The 23,707-nt window shown below is 37.2% G+C and carries 15 protein-coding genes and 1 pseudogene; 2 read left to right on the forward strand and 14 right to left on the reverse strand.

Annotation, left to right across the window (positions count from 1 at the left end; genetic code table 11):
* The first annotated feature begins 64 nt into the window (after window positions 1–64).
* Window positions 65–979 (forward strand): DUF1338 domain-containing protein, encoded by a 915-nt coding sequence (locus RMY64_RS26550; protein WP_322701573.1) that lies wholly within the window; start codon window positions 65–67, stop codon window positions 977–979.
* 683 nt (window positions 980–1,662) lie between these two features.
* On the opposite strand, the gene nifJ is transcribed toward RMY64_RS26550, so the two are convergent.
* From nifJ to RMY64_RS26570, 4 genes and pseudogenes are all read right to left on the reverse strand, one after another.
* Window positions 1,663–5,277 carry a pyruvate:ferredoxin (flavodoxin) oxidoreductase gene (nifJ, locus tag RMY64_RS26555; RefSeq protein WP_322701574.1) on the reverse strand — a complete coding sequence of 1,205 codons (3,615 nt, stop codon included), beginning with the start codon at window positions 5,275–5,277 and terminating at the stop codon, window positions 1,663–1,665.
* 320 nt (window positions 5,278–5,597) lie between these two features.
* Window positions 5,598–6,476 carry a nucleotidyltransferase domain-containing protein gene (locus RMY64_RS26560; protein WP_322701575.1) on the reverse strand — a complete coding sequence of 293 codons (879 nt, stop codon included), beginning with the start codon at window positions 6,474–6,476 and terminating at the stop codon, window positions 5,598–5,600.
* On the reverse strand, window positions 6,469–7,872 hold the full coding sequence (locus tag RMY64_RS26565; protein ID WP_322672126.1) for a Rieske 2Fe-2S domain-containing protein: 1,404 nt from the start codon (window positions 7,870–7,872) through the stop codon (window positions 6,469–6,471). Before RMY64_RS26565 ends, RMY64_RS26560 begins: the two co-directional genes overlap by 8 nt.
* 556 nt (window positions 7,873–8,428) lie before the next feature.
* A pseudogene (locus RMY64_RS26570) lies at window positions 8,429–8,912 on the reverse strand (hypothetical protein); the annotation flags it as partial.
* Window positions 8,913–9,312: 400 nt separating this feature from the next.
* On the opposite strand from RMY64_RS26570, the gene RMY64_RS26575 reads away from it, so the two are divergent.
* A complete protein-coding gene (locus RMY64_RS26575) occupies window positions 9,313–10,470 on the forward strand; it encodes an endo-1,4-beta-xylanase (protein WP_322672125.1) in 1,158 nt (385 codons plus the stop codon).
* Between the two features lie 283 nt (window positions 10,471–10,753).
* Here RMY64_RS26575 and RMY64_RS26580 read toward each other — a convergent pair whose 3' ends face one another.
* The 10 genes from RMY64_RS26580 to RMY64_RS26625 form a co-directional block, all read right to left on the reverse strand.
* Entirely contained in the window at window positions 10,754–11,578 is an 825-nt protein-coding gene (locus RMY64_RS26580; protein ID WP_322672124.1) for a WecB/TagA/CpsF family glycosyltransferase, read from the reverse strand.
* 145 nt (window positions 11,579–11,723) lie between these two features.
* The gene (locus tag RMY64_RS26585; protein WP_322672123.1) at window positions 11,724–12,875 is read right to left on the reverse strand and encodes a glycosyltransferase family 4 protein; all 1,152 of its coding nucleotides are present in this window, start codon (window positions 12,873–12,875) and stop codon (window positions 11,724–11,726) included.
* 104 nt (window positions 12,876–12,979) lie between these two features.
* The gene (locus RMY64_RS26590) at window positions 12,980–13,873 is read right to left on the reverse strand and encodes a glycosyltransferase family 2 protein (protein ID WP_322672122.1); all 894 of its coding nucleotides are present in this window, start codon (window positions 13,871–13,873) and stop codon (window positions 12,980–12,982) included.
* A 128-nt stretch (window positions 13,874–14,001) separates the two neighbouring features.
* Window positions 14,002–15,018, reverse strand: a complete 1,017-nt coding sequence (locus RMY64_RS26595; RefSeq protein ID WP_322672121.1) for a hypothetical protein — start codon at window positions 15,016–15,018, stop codon at window positions 14,002–14,004.
* 24 nt (window positions 15,019–15,042) lie between these two features.
* Window positions 15,043–16,314, reverse strand: a complete 1,272-nt coding sequence (locus tag RMY64_RS26600) for a glycosyltransferase family 4 protein (RefSeq protein WP_322672120.1) — start codon at window positions 16,312–16,314, stop codon at window positions 15,043–15,045.
* A gap of 48 nt (window positions 16,315–16,362) precedes the next feature.
* The gene (locus RMY64_RS26605) at window positions 16,363–17,592 is read right to left on the reverse strand and encodes an O-antigen ligase family protein (protein WP_322701576.1); all 1,230 of its coding nucleotides are present in this window, start codon (window positions 17,590–17,592) and stop codon (window positions 16,363–16,365) included.
* The gene (locus tag RMY64_RS26610) at window positions 17,589–18,536 is read right to left on the reverse strand and encodes a glycosyltransferase family 2 protein (protein ID WP_322672183.1); all 948 of its coding nucleotides are present in this window, start codon (window positions 18,534–18,536) and stop codon (window positions 17,589–17,591) included. The genes RMY64_RS26605 and RMY64_RS26610 overlap by 4 nt, the downstream gene beginning before the upstream one ends.
* Window positions 18,537–18,560: 24 nt before the next feature.
* Window positions 18,561–19,883, reverse strand: a complete 1,323-nt coding sequence (locus RMY64_RS26615) for a flippase (RefSeq protein ID WP_322672118.1) — start codon at window positions 19,881–19,883, stop codon at window positions 18,561–18,563.
* A gap of 120 nt (window positions 19,884–20,003) precedes the next feature.
* On the reverse strand, window positions 20,004–20,957 hold the full coding sequence (locus RMY64_RS26620) for a glycosyltransferase family 2 protein (RefSeq protein WP_322701577.1): 954 nt from the start codon (window positions 20,955–20,957) through the stop codon (window positions 20,004–20,006).
* 70 nt (window positions 20,958–21,027) lie between these two features.
* Window positions 21,028–23,235 carry a polysaccharide biosynthesis tyrosine autokinase gene (locus tag RMY64_RS26625; RefSeq protein WP_322701578.1) on the reverse strand — a complete coding sequence of 736 codons (2,208 nt, stop codon included), beginning with the start codon at window positions 23,233–23,235 and terminating at the stop codon, window positions 21,028–21,030.
* Between the last annotated feature and the right edge of the window lie 472 nt (window positions 23,236–23,707).

Raw genomic sequence — 23,707 nt, forward strand, 5'->3', positions numbered from 1 at the left:
AATAACCAGTGCTTAATGTCCAACGACAAATGACAAATGACAAATGACAAGTGACAAATGACAAATGACAAATAAAATAGCCCTTAATTTATGGAAATTACTTTGGCAAGAATACAGCGCTAGGGTAAATCATGCTCGTACCTACCAGCAAATGATTACTGCTGCGGGTGGGACTGTTGCCAACGACCACATCGCCTTTCGGTCATTGCGTTTATTAGTAGATACTCCACAAGGTAAACTTAACTTAGGAATTGACTACCTTGGACAACTTGCAGAAGCTTTGGGTTACGTGGCGGCTGGAGAGTATACTTTTGCTCAAACTCATTTGTACGCCCGTCATTATCGTCATCCACAGCAAGAGGAATTTAATTTACCCAAGCTGTTTATCAGCGAGTTGATTGTCGATGAATTGCCTAGCAATATTGCCCAACTCATCTCTAAAACAGTATCTTCAATCCCAGACAAACTCATCTCCCCCCTTCCTCTTCTACAAAAAGACGCGGACTTGGAAATTATCGCCAAACAACTCCAACAAGTCTTCACCCGTCCTTGGCTACCTCCCCAGCGTTCTGTTGTCGAAGAGGTGAATCAGGTTACTCAGTATGGGGCTTGGGTGTTGCTGCATGGATATGCTGTCAACCACTTTACAGGTTACGTTAATGGACAGAATACCCCAGAATATCCAGACATTGATACTACTGCTAGTGCTTTGACTAACCTGGGTGTACCAATGAAAGCAGAGATAGAGGGAAATGTTGCTTGTGGTTTGCGGCAAACTGCAACTCAAGCAGTAACGGAAATGGTGACGGTATTAGATGATAACAGTGGTGCAGAAATTCAGATTCCTTGGACTTATGCTTATTATGAAATTGCCCAGCGCTATCTAGTAGAAGTGGAATCTGGAAAGCAGCAGCTTTTTGATGCTTTTTTAGGAAGTAATGCCCAGCAATTGTTTGAAATGACTCGTCTATCTAAATAATCCAGACTTGTTATACCAATTGGAAAAAAGAATGCGACAAATAGACCATTTGTAGAGACGCGATGAATCGCGTCTTTATCCAAAAATATGTTGCAATCATTAATTGAATTGATATTAGTAAATAATTCAATTGCAAAGTTCCGAGCTAGTAGTTTGGTGTTTTGGACAAACTACACTTGCAAGACACAATCTGATGTCGTAAGAGTTGGCGCGGCGTAGCTTCTCGTAGACATTGCACTCTTTTTACAAATTGTATTGAAAAACGAAACCCAACATTTGCACGTTTGTTAGCTAAAGTTTAGGTTAAACACAACTTAAACTACAGTGTTAGTAACAAAAATAACGATTTTACTAACCAAAAAGGTAATTTTGTCACAAAAATAATGATGTTTGTAACGAAAATAAAGATTTTACTAACCAAAAAGATAATTTTGTCACAAAAATAACGATTTTACTAACCAAAAAGGTAACTTTGTAACGAAAATTGCGACTTGAGTATTTGAAACACACCTGTCGTCGGGGCGCAAGGTCTTGCGCCCCTACCGCGTGGTCTATTTACTCAATACGGTTTAGTTAAGCATTTTTTTCTCTTTTCTCTATTTTCTTTGCGCCTCTGCGGTTCGTTAAAAATTTTGACTTTGATAAAGAATTTTAGCTTTAACTAAACCGTATTGGGCTAATATTTAGAGAATTTCGCGCTTTGCCAAATATTGGTACATCTGCCAACGTGCATCTACTTCAGCTTGCGCTTGTTCTAACAAATGTTTGGCAACGTCGGGCTTACTCTTCGTGAGCATTTTGAAGCGATTTTCTTGATACATCGAATGTTCTACAGATTGCGTAGGCGATCGCATATCCAACTGCAATGGATTTTTACCCTGGTTAAGCAACTCTGGATTATGCCGATACAGCAACCAACGACCTGATTCTACCAAAGTTTTCTGATGATTCATTCCTGTAGTCATGTTGATGCCGTGAGCAATGCAATGGCTGTAAGCAATAATTATTGATGGCCCATTATAAGCTTCTGCTTCTAAAAATGCTTTCAGGGTATGTTCATCTCTAGCACCAAGCGCTACACTCGCTACGTAGACATTTCCGTAGGTCATGGCAATCATCCCTAAGTCTTTTTTTGGTGCTGGCTTACCACTGGCGGCATATTTGGCAACTGCGGCTTTTGGCGTCGCTTTGGAAGATTGACCGCCTGTATTAGAATACACTTCTGTATCCATCACCAAGATGTTGACATTTCGACCACTAGCAATTACATGATCGATACCGCCAAAATCGATATCATAAGCCCAACCATCCCCGCCAACAATCCAGACGCTTTTTCTCACCAAGTAATCTGCAAGGGATTTGAGATTTTGGATTTTAGATTTGAGATTAGGATCGAAAGTTACGATTTCATCTAACTTTTGCTGCAACAGTTCTATTCTTTCGCGCTGTTCCCAAATGTCAGCTTCAGATTTTTGTTCAGCTTTGAGAATAGATTGAACTAAATCCTCAGAAACTATTTCCCCACTTCCCAGTTGTTGCAACAATTGTGCCGCAAACTCAGCTTGTTTGTCGAGGGAAAGACGAAAGCCAAAACCGAATTCGGCGTTATCTTCAAATAAGTTATTTGACCACGCGGGGCCGCGTCCTTCGGCGTTGGTTGTCCAAGGAGTTGTAGGAAGATTCCCACCATATATTGAAGAACAACCTGTAGCATTGGCGATGATTGCGCGATCGCCAAACAATTGTGTTAATAATTTTAAGTAAGGTGTTTCACCACAACCTGCACAAGCACCAGAGAATTCAAATAAAGGTTCTTGCAGTTGTTGTTGGCGAATCTGGTTTAATTTTAGCGATCGCCTGTCAGGATTAGGTAAACTCAAGAAGAAATCCCAGTTTTTTCGCTCTTGTTCTTGTAAAGGCAACTGCTTTGCCATGTTAATTGCTTTTAGCGATGGCTGAGATTTATTTTTAGCAGGGCAAATATTTACACAAATCGTGCATCCCGTGCAGTCTTCTGGGGCAACTTGAATGGTAAATTTTTGATTGGCAAAGTCTTTATCTTTTGCACCAGTTGATTTAAAGGTTGCTGGTGCATTGACTAACTCATCCGCTTGATAAGCTTTTGCACGAATGGCACTGTGGGGACAAACCATAACGCACTTACCGCATTGAACGCAGACATCCGGTTCCCATACAGGTATCTCTTCGGCAACGTTACGTTTTTCCCACTTGGCAGTACCTACAGGAAAAGTACCATCAAATGGTAGTCTGCTAACAGGTAAGTCATCACCTTCCCAAATCATGATTTTGCTTAGAACTTCTCGCACAAATTCGGGAGCAGAGTTAAGTGAGGAGTTAGGAGTTAGAAGTGAAGATTTAGAAATGTGGATTGTTTGTGGGATATCTACTTTATGCAAGTTGTCTAAGGTATTATCTACAGCTTGTAGGTTCATACGGACAACTTCTGCACCTTTTTTACCATAAGTCTTGTCAATCGCTTGTTTGATTTTAGCGATCGCTTCTTCTTGCGGCAAGACACCCGCTAGAGCAAAGAAGCATACTTGCATAATGGTGTTAATTCTGCCACCCATACCACTTTCACGGGCAACCTGGCTAGCATTAATCACATATAACTTCAAATGCTTGCCGATAATTTGCTGCTGTACCTTCAACGGCAGATATTCCCAAACGGTATCCGCATCATAAGGACTGTTAAGCAGCAAAGTTGCCCCAGGAATAGCAGACTTCAAAATATCTATGCGTTCCAAAAATCCCCAGTGATGACAACCAATAAAGTTAGCTTGGTTAATCAAGTAGGTAGAGCGAATTGGCTCTTTACCGAAGCGGAGGTGAGAGACAGTGATCGAGCCAGATTTCTTGGAATCGTAGACAAAGTAGCCTTGGGCGTAATTGTCAGTTTCTTCACCAATAATCTTAATAGAATTTTTATTAGCGCCAACTGTACCATCAGCACCTAACCCATAGAACATTGCCCGAACAACATTATCCGATTCTGTAGAGAAATTAGGGTCAAAGCTCAAAGAAGTATAACTAACGTCGTCATTAATCCCAATCGTAAAGTGATTTTTCGGTTTAGCTTGAGCAAGATTGTCAAAAATGCCCTTCACCATAGCCGGAGTAAATTCCTTAGAAGAAAGACCGTAACGACCACCAATAATTTTAGGGGATGAGCAAGTATTTTCTCCCCCTGCCTCCCCTGCTCCCCCTGCTCTTTTATCTCCCCACGCCTCATGAATAGCAGCTACTACATCTAAATACAAAGGTTCCCCAGCGCTACCTGCTTCTTTGGTGCGATCGAGAACTGCGATCGCTTGTACACTAGTTGGTAATACTGCAACAAATCTTTGGACATCAAAGGGGCGGTAAAGTCGCACTTTCACTACACCAAGTTTTTCACCACGGGCGTTCAGGTAATCTACTGTTTCATGGACGGTTTCACAACCTGAACCCATCAGAACGATAACGCGCTCGGCATCCTTAGCGCCGTAATATTCATAAATTTGATAATGCCTTCCCGTGCGTTCTCCAAATTCATCCATGAGCCGCTGGACAATTTCTGGACAGGCGTTGTAATAAGGGTTAGCACCTTCACGTCCTTGGAAGTAGACATCGGGGTTTTGGGCAGTCCCGCGCAATACGGGACGATCTGGGGTGAGGGCGCGGCTGCGGTGAGCGAGTATTAGGTTATCGTGAATGAGCGATCGCAAATCATCATCTGACAACAGTTTGACTTTCTGCACTTCATGTGATGTGCGGAAGCCGTCAAAGAAATGCATAAAGGAGACTCGCGTCTCTAAAGTAGCAGCATGAGCAATAAGAGCAAAATCTTGACTTTCTTGCACCGAAGCGGAACACAGCAGAGCAAAGCCAGTCGCACGAGCTGCCATTACGTCGCTATGGTCGCCAAAAATTGATAAAGCATGAGTAGCCAAAGAGCGGGCGGCAACGTGAACCACGGCGCTAGTCAACTCACCAGCAATTTTGTAGAAGTTGGGTATCATCAACAACAATCCCTGAGATGCCGTGAAGGTAGTACTCAGAGAACCTGTTTGCAAAGCGCCATGTACAGCACCAGCCGCTCCCCCTTCGCTCTGCATCTGCACGACGCTAGGAATAGTACCCCAGAGGTTGGCACGACCTTCTGCTGACCAAGCATCTGCCCATTCACCCATTGCTGAAGAGGGGGTGATGGGATAAATGGCAATCACTTCATTTAATTTGTAAGCAACACGGGCGACAGCCTCATTCCCGTCGATGGTTGCAAAGGTTTTGTTCATAATATGATTTTTGTCCCCGCCTTTAAGCTGCATTATTCAGAACACGTGAATATAAGAATCAGAAATAGCCAGTACTAGAAAGTAAGTGTATTATTTGCATTAAAAATTTCACGGTAGGATTTACTCCGTGTTTAAAGCATAGTTTGTTGATACCTTTAGGCTCTTAAATTAACTTTCAATCAATACTGCATCTATTAATATCTCATCTGCAATACTGCATCTATTAATATGTATTAATAATGTACTCAATGACCAAAGTCTTTGTTTTAAAAGACTTTTAGATAATTTATTCTTTTTTGTGGGGTATAGGGACGGGAATATTACATTACTAATCGCCGATTTCCATACCATTGACTCAAATCATCCTCAATCGCTTCAAGAATCGCGATCGCTTCAGTTATTGATTTTGCATCGGCAGCTAAAAGTGCAAACGCTTGCTCAACCCGTTGTTGATAGTTCTGCGGGCAAATAGCGAACTTATTAGCAACTGCGATTGCTCCCTTTTCATTCAACAGGTAATCTTCATTGAGCGCGAATAAAACTTGATTCATACACGCCACACTGCGGAAACAACAACCTGCTGCGTAAACAACATCATCGCGTGCGTTGGCGCAGCCCGCCGCAGGCATCGCCTTTTTTGCAACCAACAGCGAAAAACTTATTTCCCAGGCGAAAGTATCAATAGTTGCCTGTTTCAGCCCAACTGGATACGGTTTTGTTTTTACCTTCAAAGCTTCTAAAACACCATCGGGGTCGTAAAGTGGCTGACAAAGAGCAATTTCCCCCATATAAATAGAGGACACAAACCCATGAGGGTGTCCTGGTTGATAATCAATTGTAATGCGCCCGTTATGGCAATCATCAATGACACGATTTACCTTCACCAAATCGCGATAGAGAAAATCCACACCTACACCTTCTACCACAAGCCAACCACCACCGTTAATCCACTTTCCCCATCCCCCGATCGCAGTAATCAAATTTACGCGATGGTTATCATCAAGCTCACAGGCGAGGCGATTTAGAGCAATTAAATCGGGCGGTTTTTCTGGATTGTAATAAATCCCCAAATCTACATCTGACTTTAGGGTATGGTTGCCTCGTGCCCGCGAACCACCCAATGCGATCGCTGTAATTCCCTCAATTGACCGTAAACTTGAAACAATATGGCTGATGAACTGAGGCGATTCCTTATTCATAGATTTTCTTATTGCTGCCATAAAGTTTAACCAAAGGTAAACCTCTCTGGGGAATACTACTAAAAAAAAGTTGTTTGATATTGTTAGATTTATCTGATAAAAAATAACTCAAGAATGCAAGTATTGCTGATATAATCACTAGACTTACGTTCACACCTATTGAAACAAAAACTAGTGTTAATAGTGCAAATACCAGAATGCCAATATTACTAAAGGTTTGTACCTTTTCTAGAAAAACCACAGAATTACGACAACTTGGGCAATGCTTTGTATGTCTATGCCATCGGTCATATAGTTGTTCATCATTCAATTGTTTAATACTGCCTTCTTGGCATCCTTGCCATGAAGGACTACCTCCAGCAAATTCATCTAGCCATTTTCTGAAAGTTATAATACCTACGTCAGAAGGAGAAGGCATAAAGTATGCCTTTTGCCATTTTTTATCTAATGATGACTGATTCACTTCCTGCGAATGCATAGCTGATAAATCTTGGTCACTTAGCTTGTATGTGGATAAGTGCTGTAACCCAGTTTGTAAATCCTTTGGGAGAATCTTAAACCAAAAATTTCTTTTAACTGCACTTCCATCAGAAATCAACTTGCCAATATACTTACAATAACCTGGTTGTGTAGGAACAAAATACAACTGAAAAATATTAGTTTTGCCGTTGGGGTAACGATATATAGTAGTATTAGAACAGGGTGGAGTAAACTTTCGTATCGCCTCCATATCTTTGTTGAAGAGATTGTAGCCTTGATGTTTGAGAGTAAAACCTTCTTGAGCAGATATTTCTCCAACAGATTCAAAATATTCCATAGGCACAGCTGTTTTAGGTGAAAAAAGACCTATTCCTTCATGAAGAAATTCTGCATGAGAAGGATCAAAAGTACTTTCAACAGACACAGTGTAACCAACCGGAACTTCTGTCATCTGCCAGGAGGAGGAAGATATATCTAGTTCTGATGCAGGGATGGTAGCTGGCTGCTTTGAATTACAATCCTCAAAGGCTGTTGAACTATCATCTGCCCATACCCAAAGCAATTCTTGGATAATTTGTGTAGGATATGTTGTAACTCTTGACCTGAAACTATCACAAGCAGTTACTTCTGCTTGGCTACCAGCCAACATGGGAATTTTAGTGCATTTACCTTCACCATCAAAACACCAACCGTGATGTCTACACATTAAGTTTCCATCTTCAGTGACGCTTCCCATAGATAGTCGCACCAACTTATGAGGACAAACATCATCCATTACTATCCACTTTTGATTTTTGTCTCTCCAAATCACCAATTTTTTCCCCAGAAGAGTGATAGGAGTGGGATTCAAATTATCTAAGTAGCTTAAAGGAATAATAGGATACCACTGTTTAGTCCATGAAAACTGAGTTGACATCACAAGAGTTAGAAACCTAATTTACACAACTATATTAGTACAGTCAGCCGTTGCAGGATTCTTGCTGAATGAATTGAAGGTGTAGGCGTAGCCCGTCGTAGACATCGCTAGCTAATGGCTCAACGATACGCCAAAATGAATGCGCGATGTACTGAAATGAGAAAGCATTTAAGCACTTTGAGAAAGTAATATGCCTTTTTGCTTGCTGAATCTACCGAAATGAGAAAGCATTTAAGCATTTTGATAAAGCAATATGCCTTTTTACTTGCTGAATCTACTGAAATGAGCAAGCATTTAAGCATTTTGATAAAGCATTTAAGTATTTTGAGAAAGCAATTAGGTATTTTGCTTACTAAATTCAATTTTATCTTGACTTTGACTTTATAAATGACTTTTAAACAGCCATTCTTAAGTAAGTTTGACGAACTACGAATTGGTATTACTTGCTGCCAGTCTTCAGTTGACCATCTTCCATATCCGATCGGCAATATCGAGGATCGATTGTCGTGGGTAACTAGCAAAATCGTACATCCTTGTTCTTTAGCTAGCTTCGCGCTATTCTGTCTCCTTGGGATTGGGCCTGGAGACGTTCAACACTTGCCTGTTGGGCCTGAATTTCTCCTGCTTTTGCTCCAGCTTGCACTTGAGCGAGTTTAGCTTGAGCAACTCTGACTTGTTGTTGAGCTTGTAGTACAGCAGTTTGCAAGCGATCGCTCGCGTGCATCTAAAATTGCTACCACCTGTCCGGCTTTAACCCGATCGCCATCCAATGCCAAGGGCGCAAACAAGCTAATTACCTCAGCCTCCGGTTCTAGTCGTCCTAACGCAGCCACTTTTTGACTTTTGGGCGTGGTTTCTACTGGCTCAGATTTCTCAGGTTGACCAACTAACCCAAACTGAGAAATCCCATAAACAATAATTCCACCCGTAATAGCAGTAGCTGCAATTACTAATGCAACTAACCCTTTATTGAAAGCTTTTTTGATAGCTTTTAAATAATCTTTTTTACTCTCTCTAAATTTTTTATCTACTGAGTTAATCGCGGATAAACAAATTATTAGCCATCAATAAATATCAAATAATTAATAATTGTTAGAGATAAATATTTTGTTATTTAGTTATCAAATCTAACTCTTCACTATTACCCTATATTGCGGCAAATATGCCGTAAGCATTTTGCATAATAACGCACATTGTTCCATAAAATCAATTGTTTCATCACCCCATAACTTTCGATCTAAATCGAACATGCGTTATAGTTTAATCTAGTTTTGCCCTAGATGTAATATTTCTCAATTTTCATCTTTGCCACTTAAGTATGAAACTATGATTTGATTTGGAAAAACTCCGTAAATTCTGGAGGTAGAATGGTCAAATAAGAATCAATATATTTTTATACGGTAAAATAATAATCAATAGATTTTTTATTAAGTGTAATTTATGACTTATCGGAGAAATTTTTTAAGGAGAGCAGGATACACAACCCTTTCTGCCTTATTAACTATGGGGTTTTTACAAAAGGATAACCAAAAACAAGACCAAAACACGAATGCTATTGCAGCAGATTATACAAGTAAAAATTTAAATTCTCCCCTTCGGCAATTAGCTGCCGCCAAAGGAAAGCGTTATGGTGCAGCAATTTCTAGTGAATTTTTGCTCAAAGATAAGGATTACGCGGACCTCATGGCTCGTGAATGTTCGATTGTGACACCGAATGGTGAATTAAAATGGGACGCCACTGAACCACAGCCAGGACAATTTACCTTTGAATCAGCAGATGCGATCGCTAATTTCTGCCAAAAACATAAGATAGAATTGCACGGGCATACTCTTTTCTGGCATATGGGAAGACCAGACTGGGCAACATACCCTCCTACACTTAAGATGATCGAACGCCATGTCAAAGGAGTCATGGGGCATTATCGCAATAGTCCCGTTTTAAAGTCATGGGATATTGCCAATGAAATTATTGCTGATAGTGAAAATGAAACTGATAATGCAACAATCGGTTTGCGTAAAGGGGTAAAACCAGAATTGATTCGAGACTTATTTTTAATTGCCGCTTCAGTTGATAACAGCAAGAAATTTTACCTAAACGATTTCGGCATCGAAGGCGCTACATGGAAATCAGATCGTTTCTTAAAAATGGTCGAATATCTGAAGAATAGTGGCGTAAAAATTGATGGGGCAGGTCTCCAATCACATCTATGGTTTTCTACTGCATATCCTTTTGACGAGAAAGGACTTAATTCGGTCTTAAAACGGCTTAACGATCTTGAAGTGAAACCAATAATTACAGAATTAGATATTATCATTGATACCCCGCTACCCGATAGTATCAAAAGCCTAGACCAAATGGTAGCCGATAGTTACAAGCGATATCTTGACCTGTGCTTTGAGAATCAAGTCGATACTGTGATTACATGGGGACTTACCGACCGTCATACCTGGATACGTCACCCTGAATGGATGCCAAGAAAAACCTTTAGAAACAATCCAAGTCTCTGGAAATTTCTGCGTCCGCTTCCCTTCGATGAGAACCTGCAATCTAAACCAGCTCGCGATGCTATAGCCCAGGCTTTTCAGGAATCAACTTAATACTCCACTTAGGCATAAACATAGTATTTCCTCAGCAACTGAGGTACACCCAAATCTTGTTTACCAAGCTTAGTAGCTTTGAAAATGTACCTCACTATGCCGGGAACTGCTATAGGATTTTTAAGTATTATTCTAAACAAAATAAATGCAAATATTTTTAGTTATTCACGATTATGAAAGTTGAATAAGGCTTCCTGACTAATCAATCATTAAACCTTAGTACAACATTTCATAAATTCGTGACAAATTGAGCGACCTACTGGTAAGAGTCTAAGAGACTCGATCAAGCTACGAACTTTTGAAATTTCGTACTTATAAATACCAGGAGGTTATTTTTTTTTCGTTTACTTGAGATACTCCAAATTTCTCGTAAAAATAATGTGCCAACAAACCAAGGCTCTAGTAAGTAACGTCTCCAAAGTCTTTTCGGTTCAGACAACAAGCGATACAACCATTCTAATCCCACCTTTCCCATCCAGCGAGGAGGAGTAGGTATTGCTCCTGCTATATAGTCCATACAGGCTCCACTAGTCAAAATAGTATTGGTATGAAGATGTTCAAGATTTTCGTAAATCCAATACTCTTGGCGTGGCATACCCATTCCCACCATTAATATATGAGGTTTGTAAGCATTAATTGCAGCTACAGTGGCGAGATTTTCTTGACTATCTTTATCTATATCAATATAGCCATGAGCGCAAGCAATCTGTAAACCAGGAAATTTCTGGCATAAAATATTTGCTGCTGTTTCAGCAACTCCTGGCTTTGAACCTAAATAGAATACACGCCAGCCTTTAGTAGCAGCTTCTGCCATTAGAGGACATACCCAGTCAGCATAGGTTACTCTTTGTTCGCGTTTAATTGGAAAACCCAATAGCTTTCCAATAAACACCAAAGGCATACTATCAATATGGGTATATTCTGCCTTGGAATAAAAAGCTTGCATTTTTAGATCGTTATGGAAGAGATAAAGACTATGTAAGTTGTGATTAGCAATAATCCATTTTTCATGCCGATCAATAGATTCTTTAATCAATGAATTTAAGTCAAGGATAGACAGTGCATCTACTTGAGTACCAATAATTTTATAAGAAAATCGCTTTTTCATATCTTATTTTTCTTTTGATAAATATGAGATGTTATTTCAAAGTCAAAGTGAGTGTTGTAAAATCAATCAGCAATATTTCAATACGAAAATAATTAAATATTGAAATATCTCAGTTTTTTAGTTAAAAATTATTTTTTGAATATAACTAAAAAGCACTTATCCTTAGAAGGATGTCTGCAATATTTTGTGCTTTTGCATTCCACGAATACTTTTCGGTAATTAAACTATATGCTGTATCTACAAGTGATTGATATTTATCAATATTTGAAACAGCATCCAGTATTGTGTTAGCGACTTCTTCGCTAGAGTATCCTGTTACTAACAGATGTTCCAAGTGGCGAAATTCTTCTAAACCTCGCAAACCTTCTGGCGTTGATACAACTAATTTTCTACTAGCGAAATAATCTAGTGCTTTATTGCGAGCGCCACCTGCTACTGCTTGTTTTGAAAATGGCAATAAAGCAATATCTGCATATTTCAAATGGGCGATAAAATCTTCCCTTTTAGGTAAAAAGCCTAAAAAAGAAATATTAGAGGGTATTGGTTCTGAAATATCGCTACTATCCCTACCAATGACAACAAAATGTACTTTTTCCTGATAATTTTCAAGGTATTTAGCAACCTCAATAGCCATTGATACAGACATATCATTAGTTGGAAATTGAAATGTTTTGGGAGCAATGATAACGACTATTTTAGCTGGTCTGAATGCCTGATAGGGGTCTTTATCTGGAAAAACTTCAGTATTGAGTAAGTCTTCAGTAACTCCATTCCCGATAGAATAAATTTGTTGTGGAGTTTTTCCATACCATTGGGAAATTAGTTTAGGAATTGATTCACCTGCTGCAATAATTGGACTACCAGAAAATATTAAAATTCCCTGAGCAATATATGTCTTAATACATTGTGCAAACTCTTTGAAAGGATTGGCAACTGAAAACAAGCGCATCCAGTATTCATAAGGCGAAAATGTATGAAAATCTAAGACAAGAGAGGAGCTACTGTGTTTTCTAAGCTTTAGTGAAATTAAAGCAGCCAATCCAGGTAGTGTTTCTTGAGCATACACAATGTCTGGACAAAACTCGTCGATGCACTTTTCTATGGATTGAATATATGACTTCAAGCTTCTCGATCCAGTAGAAAAAGAAGGTGCATAATTAACAGATGAACAATCTAAACCTAGCTGAAAAACATCAAAATATTTAGTAAGATATTGTCCTAGATAAAAAGGTCTAGTAAATGCACCAAATGGCTGACTAGAATCGAGGGTTGAAACAATCAGTAAGCGTTTACCCATAAAATTGTTGTTGATTGTTTTATAATTTTAAATTACATTTCTCAAATGATTAAGATAGTTATAATTTCTCTAAATAGCATCCATCAATAACTATCGTGCAATTATTAAGCTTCTGAGTTACTTTGATTAATATCCTCAGAAAATGTCGGAGAAGTTGCTAAATTTTTGTAACCAATAATTGCTCTAATATAGGGTAAGAACCAGTACAATATCCAGAATGGCCCAGAGTGTCTGCTACAAAATATAGTCCATGATTTCAATGGAAAAGCTTTGATTTGTAGTACTTTTTTCAAGCGTTCTAAGAGATTTAAATTGGTATCTGCCCAACTATTGCGGATAGAATTTTTAGTGCAAGTACCAATATACCCAGGAGCTACCCATATTTTACAACCCAATTTACGCGCTCTCAGAGCATAATCTAAATCTCCTAAACTATGAACAAAAGCTGTATCAATATTACCAACTTTGGCAGCAACACTTTTAGGAATTAGCACGCAGTTACCATACATAGCATCGCATTGTTGGATAAGGGAGCTTGGTTCTAAAAATTCAAATTTATTAGAATACCACTTTTTAGATTTTACCGCTCCTCCATAGGTTGCTTTTCCTGTAATTGAGTCTTTAGTTGAACCAACTACAATTGAGTCTCGATAACCAAGTTCTGTCAAATTTTGATGAACCTGTAATAGTTTACTCACAGCATTGGCTTCCAAAAATGTGTCATCATTCAACCACAGATAATAATCGTATTGATATTTGATTGCCTCACTAAAAGCTAGATGCATTCCTCCCACCCAAAATAAATTGCCATTACCTTGAAGAATTTGTACTTCTGGATATTCTGCTTTAACAGCCTCTGTAGTCCCATCAGAACTCCCATCATCAGTTAAATAAATATCACAACAATTTTTTTGCTGATATAAAGCATTTAGACAGGCAAGAGTTGTATTCCGTCTGTTATAACATGTCATAATTACAGCTATATTCGCTTTCTTCATCTCATTTTCCTGATAATAATATGTACAAAAAGAGTTAATCTAAATAATAAATTTAGATACGTTTTGGATGGATTTTATTCATAATCTCAATTATCAAAATTTTAACTTTCATATATCGTGAGGTCAGTTTAAAATTTCACCCTGTTTTCTATCCATCCACTGAAATTAATATCTAAGTTAAAGCTTTTTAGTTTTTGTTCCATTCTTCTGATTCCCAACAAATATCTATGCCAAACTGATACACGAGGCATATTAAGTCTGACAACCTCTTCAGATAACCATTGATATTTCTTTGAATTGACATTAAAGTTTTTCAAATTTTTTATTTGTCCATGCCAATCGTTATAAAAAAATAAGTTGAAATAATGAATGGATACAATATCATCCCAATGTTTAATTTGTAATTCTTTTGATAAACGGTTATGTAAAGGTAATGGATAACTATAATTAGGAGGAAGATGTTCAACGTTTTCTTCCAAGGCACATAAAGTTACAGACAAAACAGACTGCTCAACAAAATAAATACCCTGGGGAGGAGTAATATCCAAGCGCATTACTTTTTCAAAGTTCTCTTTCCAAGTTCTAAATATACCCGCACTTTTTCTTACAGCAATCAAACCAGAATTCCAGTAGGCTCTGATTCTTTTATTACCAATGGGTGTGTCAACAAATACCTCACGCTTTACTCCCAGTACTTCATATAGTTTTTGCCAATACCATTCTTGAGGATCTTGCAAACCTGTAGAACCAATTCCTTGTCCATACTCAGGACGCATCCGCACATTACAATCTACGGGCAATAAAAATTCTTTTGGTTCAGAAAAAAAGCATTTGTCACTGTCTAAAAAAACCAATATTTCTGCATCGATATTTTCTTCTGCATAGGCACAAACTAGGGGTTTATTAGCTAAATAATATTCATGGAATTCTCGATTTATCGGGATTTGTTGATGAGTCACCTGCAATGCTTCAAAGGCTTGTTGGGTTTGCTTTAAAATCGGTTCACCTACTCTAGGATGGAAACTATATATAGGTGTATTTTTCAATTCGCCGCAGAACTTACGAATACTTTCTGCAAGCATCAAAGATTGACCTTCTAAACGACCAGGTTCTGTACAAATTATAAAAGCTATAGGTATTGACATAGTATGAAGTATTGATTTAATAAGTTAATTACTCAATGAAGATTTATTTACTATCATCAATATTTCCTGAAACAAGGCTGAATAACGACGTGCTTGAAGTTCCAGGGTAAATTTTTGCTCGGCTTTCTCACGTGCATAAAATGAAAGTTTTTGCAATCTCTGTTCATTTTCAAGAACCCAGGTAATTCCTTTGGCAAAATCCTCAACTTCATAAGGTTTAGCCAAATAGCCGTTCTGCTGATGATCGACAATATCTTTTAAGCCAGTAGAATTAAACGCCACAACTGGAGTACCACAAGCGAATGATTCTGAAGCTGTCTGTCCAAAAGATTCTTGAAGAGATGGTACAAGCATTACATCAGCAGCTGAGTAAACAGTTGCTAAAGATATAGCATCGTGTAAGTGTCCCAAATAGTGGGTTTTGAAGCCTAAATCAGGTGGATTTTCGGGTTGAGATGCTCCAAAAATCACAACTTCCAAGTCATCTTTCCAGCCAGATTTACTCAATTCTTGTAAAGCTGGTTGCAACAAATGAAATCCTTTATTGTTATCGCTTGTCGCTTCTATAGCTCCAAATAGTATCAGCTTTTTATTTTGAGGTAGATTGAGTGCTTCGCGGGCAAAATATTGATTAATCGGTCGATATTTTTGAGTATCTAATCCGTGAGGAATTACCTCAATTCGCAAATTCTGGAATAAAGAACTGGAACAAGCGCACTCTGCTAGCCAAGAACTTGGTGAAACCAGGGTTAAATTTAAATTTTTCCAAGCTTTTGCTTTGCGTTGCCATACCCAACGGGATAAATCCCATTCATTACCACTGTTGAGTTGAGGACAAGCCCCGCAGGATACTTTGTAGCGATCGCATTCTCCAGTAACGTGACATCCTCCAGTAAACCCCCACATATCATGGAGAGTCCAAACTAAAGGGCGCTTCAGTTTAGCAAAGGTTTCTATTTGCATAAAACCTCCGCTAATCCAATGCAGATTGATTATATCTGGATTAATCTGAGCAACTTTAGGAATAACTCTATCTGGCAACCATTGAGTAAAAAATGGGGTATTTTTCTTTTGACGATAAAGCTTTAATGGCAAACTTTCAACTGTCAGCTTTGCCTTAGCGATGCCTTGAAACAGTCTAATTTTAGGTGCAACTATTGTTTTATCATTACTAGATTTTTCCTGTACTAACATTTGTGACTGTAGTCCTATATTCTGTAAACCTGTGTGTAAACGATATGCAGCCCTAGCTGCACCGCCACTAATATCATGGGTACTAATATGTAAAATTTTCATTTTTATTAACTTAATATTCACTAAAACTATTTCTGATTGTCATAAAAACTAATTGAATAAAATCTTTTTATAATTTCGTTGAGATTCAATAGTTAAAGATAATGATGTGGTGATATACATTAACCAATTCCAGCTAGGAGTTAATAATCTGGCTTCTGAAAAATTCACTATGACAATGATAATTAGCATCTGCATTGGCCAATAATCTTCTGGCTTTTTAGCGATAGAAATAATTCGAGTCAGTGCCATTACGAAAAACCGCACAAACCCTGCTGCAAAAGTCAAAAATCCTAAGAATCCCAATTCTAATAATAATTCTAAAAAACCATTATGGGCGTTACTTGCCCAATCGTAAGTAGCTCTTAATTTTGATGCAGCATTACTAGTCCAAAATCCCGAAAATCCATAACCTAACCAAGGTCTCTCCAAAATCTTAGAAATTACTAGCTCCCAGAGATCAGAGCGTCCATTGAAGGTAAGGTCTTTACCAGAAGTACCAACTACAGTTTCGGCATTATTGAGAAGTAATATTGAAGAAATCATCAGCAACATCAAAGTTGAAGTGATCGTAATAACTTGTAACTTATAATTAGTTTTCTTCAGGGATCTATAGACAGGTAAAAGTAATATCATTGTCAATAAAATCGTTAAAGATGTTGTTGAACGTGAAAGGATAATTAGACATATAGATATCCCACATAATGCCCACATCAACCAACGATATCGATGACCACTAAGAGCTAGGTGCAAAAAAACTCCTGCACTCCAAGCCATCATGTAACCTAATTCATTTTTATGACCATAAATTCCACTCCACATACCTAGTAACTCAGGTGATTCGTGAATATAACCTGGTACGAATGCAGAAAATAGCATAGATAATGATGCAGCTACCCCAAGTGCCCAAGCTATCAGCTTAATTTGTTCCTTAAGGGGATAACGCATTGCTAAATAGATGGCAAGAAAATATATTCGGATTAGACCTCTTAAATAAGTGAGACTAGAACTTAGGTCTTCTGACCATAAAAGAGAAAATATAACTATTGCTAGTAATAAAAACTGTAGTGGACTTCTAATAATTACATAAATAAAACCTTTCCAGTATAAAATTAGGAAATAAAATAGAATTAAATATGAAACTATATTGAACAAGGTATCTAGCTTATCACCTCCAAGTGTAGACATTGAAACTTCTTGTGCAGGGTGTATTGTTAATGCCCCTACAGAAATTAGTAGTAGCAAAATAGTTAATATTTTTTCTGTTAGTTTTATTTTCATTTCTGAAATTTAATTGCTCTATTTTTTATCGTTGAATCATTCAATCTTTTCTTTACTTCTTCTTTAAAAATATCTAATACAGTTGCTTTATAAACTGTTTTTTGTATAAAATTATCTGCTTCTACATTCCTGACAATAAATGGTGGATGCTTTAAGGCAAATTCCATCGCCTGCATGGGCATATTGATAAAAGAAAATTCTTGATTTGAATTGAAATGAGTTGCGTCTGCACCAACACCAACGTTAGAGATTAAATTGACATTGGGAATAATACTTAAGCTTCCCTGCATCCAACAAGCAAACGTCCATTGGTAATCCCAGGTTATACCTGTAGGATTGTCATAAACAGATTGAAATATTCGTTGCCAAGAATTTACCGCTTTTTGATCTATAAGAATGTCATGTAAAAGGTTTTCTGCTTGCACCTCTTTCCAGAGTTTGATAGTCAAATCATAATGTTGCCAAGCACGTCTCCAACTTGCCCAACCCCAGCAGTGGTTGTAGCGAGAAAAATAGTAACTATAATTTGTACGTTTTTGTCCAAGTTGAAGATTTTGAGCAGAAATTGTGGCGATTCTGGTATCATTTCTATATTTTTCCAGCAGTTCCTCGCTAAACCTAAAAAAAGTTGGGTGAGGGATACAATCATCTTCTAAAATAATTGTTTCTTCAACATTATTAAAGACCCAATCTAAACCACTTGATACCCGTTTTGCACAACCTAAGTTAATATCAGAGTAATTTTTTATTACTTCACAATCCCAATCAACTCTCTCAATAATTGCCCTAGTCGCTTCACATTTTTCTGCCTCACCTTCGCGGTCAGTGCGGGGCCCATCTGCAATTACAAAAAGTTTTGTTGGTTTTACTTGGCGAATGGCTTCAAAAACTTTTTCTGTTATTTGGGGGCGTTTAAAAATAATAAAAGTTACTGGTGTTTGCATCATATAAAAGTTAAATAATAACGATCAGTATTTGTAAAAATGAATAAGCGATCGCACCTGAATCTTAAAAAGTTTTTGTGTTCTGGAATCAAATGCGTTGCATATAAAAGCAGCAGCAGCTTGAGATATTATTGTTGCGATCGCAGCTCCAAGTCCTGCATATTTAGGAATAAGTAATAAATTGAGAATAATGTTTAGTATTGCTCCAAATAAAGTTTTACCTAAAGAAACGTGGTTCAAACCTTCAGCAATAAACCAAGGTGATGTTGCAAGACCCATAAATACAAACAAAGAAGTCCAAATATGAACTGCTAATATTGCTCCTGCATCTGCATATCCACTTCCAAACATCACTATAATTATCTTGTCAGATAAAAAGGACATTGGAAGAGCAATTGCTAAAGATATACATGTCATTAGACTGAATAATTGTCCTATTCGCTGATAGTAAAGACTTTCTGATTTTTCTTTTGCTGCATAAATTGCCGGAGCAACAGAAGAAACAATAGCCCCTGGAATAAAATACCAAATTTCAGAAATACGCACAGCAGCAGAATAAACTCCAACCTCACTATCTCCGATCATTTGACCTAACATCACCTGATCTATTCTCATAAAAATCATGATGGCGAACCCCGAAAAAATTAGAGGTAAACTCTCTTTCAAAAGAGTTTTGGCCGCCGCAATGCTCCAACGCCATAACCACAAAGAAGATCCTTTGACTTGGTAAACAATCAGTAAACCAATTGCACTCATTGCAAATTCTGCTAATGTTACCAAAGCAAAAGCTAGCAATGGTGCTTTTGTTAAAATTAGTGCGATTTTAATGACAGTATTTAGTAGAAATGCTGTGTTTTTAGCTATTACACTGTATTTCGACTGTACCCGTGATTGAAACCACAGTTCAATAGTATCAGATGCCCTAAAAACTCCTGCTATTCCTAAAATTGCCACTAGCCATATCTTTAGTGTTTCATGCTCACCTAAGAAAAACATCGTGCTAACTGCCAATAAAACAGAAGCAATTCCACCCAAAAATTTTAGCCAAAAAGTAGTTCCTAAAATTTCCTCTTTATTTGATGATTGACGAACAAGATGGCGAACTACTACGTCGTCTAGTCCGAGAGTAAAAATTGGGCTAAATAAGGCAACAAAAGCTAAAGCATAGTTAAATAGACCATACTGTTGCACTCCTAAATAACGTGCTACCCATACTCCTACAACTAAGCTTGCACCCATACGTAGAATGCGATCAGCAAATAACCAACCTGTATTAGCAATAATTGCACGCAGCCCAGAACGAGATTTAAATTTCGATAAGTTTTTAATTTTTAATTTGCTTAACATTATTTTGATAAATTAATCATATGATGTTTTTTATACCTATCAATCTCGCTTATGTAAATTTATAATATTCTCATATACAAAATAAAGTTTATTTATTCCAAAACTCACATTATTTATCACCTACAAGTTTTTTAATTTACCATCGATCAAAATTTTAAAGAAATAGCTAAATAAGAAAACAATGCCTTTGATTTTCCAATACAAACTATGCTCAAATAAAAATATTATTTTCAAGTAAATAACAAAATCTTTATATTTTGGGCATGGTATTGTTTGGAACTCATTGATAGATGTAAAAGCTAAAAATAATGGAGAGCTAAAATTGTTTTTTTGCATAATGTAATTAAACAGTGAATTACGTTTCCAGAATCTTTTGTATTCATAGTTTTTGTCTACCTTTAAAAAAGTATTATTATGATATTTATTATTATCATGTATTCTATACTTTACTAAAGGTTTAGACATATAAAACTTTTTAGCCCCCACCAAAGAAGCTCCCCATACCAAACAGTCATCAGCCCTTACACGCCAATCTTCTAAATTTGGAATAGGTAAAAATTTTCTGACTATTTCTCTACGTATTGATAATGTTGAAGTTATAGAACCAATCCATTCACCATTATATAAAGTTTTAATTACTGAATAACCCAAATCTAAATCAACTAGATCGTCTTGAAATATGCCTTCTACTGCTCCAAATTTTTTATACGCACAAAATACAAAATCACATTCACTGCGTCTATTGTAAAAATTTAGGGCGTTTTCTAAATATTGAGGTTCATAAATATCATCGGCATCTAAAAAAAATAGAATGTCACCAGTAGCAGCTAAAAAACCTTCATTAAAAGATGATAATTGTCCTTGATTTTGTTCTTTAAAAATAGCCTTAACATTAGCTACTTGAGTAAATTTATTGATAATTTCCACAGAATTATCTGTAGATGCATCATCAACAATGATAATTTCATCAAATTTGACTGTCTGATTTAAAGCGCTATCAATTGCCTCAAATAAAAATTCAGCATAATTGTAATTATTAATTAAACAAGAAGTTTTAATTTTAGTTTTATCCATTATTACTATAGTCAAAAAATTAGATTGAGATAGTTGTAGTGATGCTAGCTTTCACAATTCATAAAAAAACTTAACGCTCTTGGCGAAATTTAGTTAAGCTGCTAGAAAATACCAAATCTTGTTCAATTTGTCGTTTTTTAGTATCATAAAAATAATTATTAGGTTCATTTTTATTATTCACACCATTGATGACTATTCCTAATACCTTCTGACCTGACTGAGTTAAAAACTCTTTAGCTGCATTTGCACTGTTCAAGTCAACCACTCCAGGACGAACGACTAATAAGATACCGTCAGTCAAAGTGCTTAAAACAGCAGCATCTGCTATTCCTGACAATGGAGGAGTATCAAAAATTACAAGATCGTAATCTCTCCCAAAGTTACTAATTAATGTTGCCATACGTTGAGAATCTAGCATTGCCACTGGATTGGGAGGCAAAACTCCAGAAGTAAGAACTTCCAGATTAGGCATGACTTCCTGAACAACTGTATCTAAAGAAGCTTGATTAATTAGTACATTACTTAATCCCATTGTATTTGTTAGCCCCCAGATATGATGCTGTATGGGATGACGCATATCTGCATCCACCAATAACACCCTACGCCCCGCCTGAGCCATAGTCACAGCTAAATTTGCAGATACGTCAGACTTTCCTTCTTTGGCAACGGAACTTGTAATTACAATGCTTTTGAGCGGTTTATCAGAACAGAGGAACTTCAAGTTCACTTGTAGTATTTGATATGCATTACCAACAGGGAAGTAAGGAATATCTCTGCCAATAACTTTGGGAATGGCTCTATCCAGTCCTGGTATAGAAGAATGATCTTTACCATTTCTACCTTGTGTAGGAATCACTCCCAAAACACTGTATCTCAAGACTTCTTTGGCTTCTTTGACGGTCTTCACTGAGCGGTCTATCAAATCTAAAGTAAAGGCGACAATGATACCTAAGAAAAAACCAACTCCTGCTCCACCAATAATAAACAGCATTTTCCGAGGCCCTTCTGCTTTATCAGGGGTTAAAGCATAGGAAATAACACGAGCATTAGGAATCTTTTGATTCTGTGCAATATCAATCTCTTGGCGTTTCTTTAAGAGTGTTTCGTAAGTCGTTTGAGCTGCTTGCAGTTTCCGTTCTAGCTCTCGTTGACTTTGTTCTAGCCTTGGCAAATTATTTGCTCGTTTGATATAGGCATTTTGCTGTTGTTTGAGTGTGACAATTTGTCTCTCCAGACCAACACGTTCTGCCTGAGCACGAGTAATATCTGCAATTAGGCTTTGCCGCAGTTGTCCAACCTGTAAACTTCCCTGTGTTATCTGTGCTCCACCAGCTACTTGTCCTGTCCGCTCTTTTAACAAGTTCTTAAGAGCTAAGACTTTTTCTTCTAAGTTAGTAATTGTAGGGTGTTCAGGTGAAAAACGGGTACGCTCTAGTGCAAGTTGGCTTTCTGTTTCTTGAAGTTGGGCTAGCACTTTCTGAACTCCAGGTGCTTGACTCAATTCAGATTCGATTACACCTTGCCGTGAATCTATCTGAGCTTCACTGCTTAACTGTTCTAGACGACCCTTCACATCATCTAGTTGAGCTAAAGCTTGAGAAATTTGGTTTCCTAACTTAGAAATGGTATCGACTGCTGCGGCTGCTTCTTGTTCCAAAACAACAACTTTATTCGTTTCTTTAAATAGCCGCAGTTTTGATTCGGCTCTTCTGACAACTTCCTCAGCTTTAGGTACTTCCGTTACAAGAACCTGTTTGGCTGTTCGCGCTTCATTCTGATTAGCCTTGATATTTAGATCGATATAACTGTCAATAACTTCATTAACGATTTTGGCAGCTAGTTCTGGATCGCCACCTTTATAAGAAAGTTGTACAATATCAGTGCCTTTAATTCCTTCTATTTTTAGTTGTTTTGCCAAATCGGGAATCGAGAGCAGTTTGCCTTGGCTATCTTTAAGATTGAGGGAATTAATCGTTTTCTCAATTACTGGATTCGATCCAATAACTCTCACCTGAGTTTCCAGGGGATTGTCGTTCACATTTAAAGCTTCTAGGCGTCCTATGTCATCTGGTAAGCCTGTGAGTGAAGAAGAGCGATTTGTTTTAATCATCAAACTTCCTTCTGCCTTGTATGAAGGTTTTAGTGAAAATGCATACAAGCATCCAAGGCTAACAGATATAGTGAAAATTCCAACTAGAGGTAGCCAACGCCGTCGAATAACTTCTAAGTATTTCTGAATATTTACTTCTTCAAAACTTGGTAAAGATTCCATCGTCATAATATATCTAAACTCTTATAAAAAGACTATTTATTTACAGAAAATTGTTCTCAGAATTTTGACTACAGTGCTAATGAAGTCTAGTTTGCGATATTAATATTTGCGTTAATTCTTAGTTAATACATTGCTGCTGATTTCTTCAATATCTGAAGTAAACTATATACTTTTGTAAGCCGCAATTTTAACTTAAATTGATATTATAGTGAGAGCAAAAACAGGATAAATCACAATTTTATCCTTGATTTAGTTACTTTACATTTTTAGGGCTTAATTTTAGTTAATTTCGTTTTGTCTTACTACTAATACAAGTATTGATTAGTAAGCTAACAATCACTATCATATTATGTAAGAACATTGATTTTTATATCTTTACAAAAAATTTATACAATATACTAATATATTCAGTCTCGGTTTTCTGATTTTGAAAAGACAAGAGGAGTTAATTCGTTCAGGGTAAGGAATAGAGCAATTG

It is taken from the genome of Nostoc sp. DedQUE08 (assembly GCF_034530895.1).
Classification (GTDB): Bacteria; Cyanobacteriota; Cyanobacteriia; order Cyanobacteriales; family Nostocaceae; genus Nostoc.

Excerpts from the sequence above, each read along its gene's own strand:
- RMY64_RS26550 (WP_322701573.1), top strand. The coding sequence starts at position 65 with ATGACAAATAAAATAGCCCTTAATTTATGGAAATTACTTTGGCAAGAA.
- nifJ (WP_322701574.1), bottom strand. The coding sequence starts at position 5,277 with ATGAACAAAACCTTTGCAACCATCGACGGGAATGAGGCTGTCGCCCGT.
- RMY64_RS26560 (WP_322701575.1), bottom strand. The coding sequence starts at position 6,476 with ATGAATAAGGAATCGCCTCAGTTCATCAGCCATATTGTTTCAAGTTTA.
- RMY64_RS26565 (WP_322672126.1), bottom strand. The coding sequence starts at position 7,872 with ATGTCAACTCAGTTTTCATGGACTAAACAGTGGTATCCTATTATTCCT.
- RMY64_RS26575 (WP_322672125.1), top strand. The coding sequence starts at position 9,313 with ATGACTTATCGGAGAAATTTTTTAAGGAGAGCAGGATACACAACCCTT.
- RMY64_RS26580 (WP_322672124.1), bottom strand. The coding sequence starts at position 11,578 with ATGAAAAAGCGATTTTCTTATAAAATTATTGGTACTCAAGTAGATGCA.
- RMY64_RS26585 (WP_322672123.1), bottom strand. The coding sequence starts at position 12,875 with ATGGGTAAACGCTTACTGATTGTTTCAACCCTCGATTCTAGTCAGCCA.
- RMY64_RS26590 (WP_322672122.1), bottom strand. The coding sequence starts at position 13,873 with ATGAAGAAAGCGAATATAGCTGTAATTATGACATGTTATAACAGACGG.
- RMY64_RS26595 (WP_322672121.1), bottom strand. The coding sequence starts at position 15,018 with ATGTCAATACCTATAGCTTTTATAATTTGTACAGAACCTGGTCGTTTA.
- RMY64_RS26600 (WP_322672120.1), bottom strand. The coding sequence starts at position 16,314 with ATGAAAATTTTACATATTAGTACCCATGATATTAGTGGCGGTGCAGCT.
- RMY64_RS26605 (WP_322701576.1), bottom strand. The coding sequence starts at position 17,592 with ATGAAAATAAAACTAACAGAAAAAATATTAACTATTTTGCTACTACTA.
- RMY64_RS26610 (WP_322672183.1), bottom strand. The coding sequence starts at position 18,536 with ATGCAAACACCAGTAACTTTTATTATTTTTAAACGCCCCCAAATAACA.
- RMY64_RS26615 (WP_322672118.1), bottom strand. The coding sequence starts at position 19,883 with ATGTTAAGCAAATTAAAAATTAAAAACTTATCGAAATTTAAATCTCGT.
- RMY64_RS26620 (WP_322701577.1), bottom strand. The coding sequence starts at position 20,957 with ATGGATAAAACTAAAATTAAAACTTCTTGTTTAATTAATAATTACAAT.
- RMY64_RS26625 (WP_322701578.1), bottom strand. The coding sequence starts at position 23,235 with ATGACGATGGAATCTTTACCAAGTTTTGAAGAAGTAAATATTCAGAAA.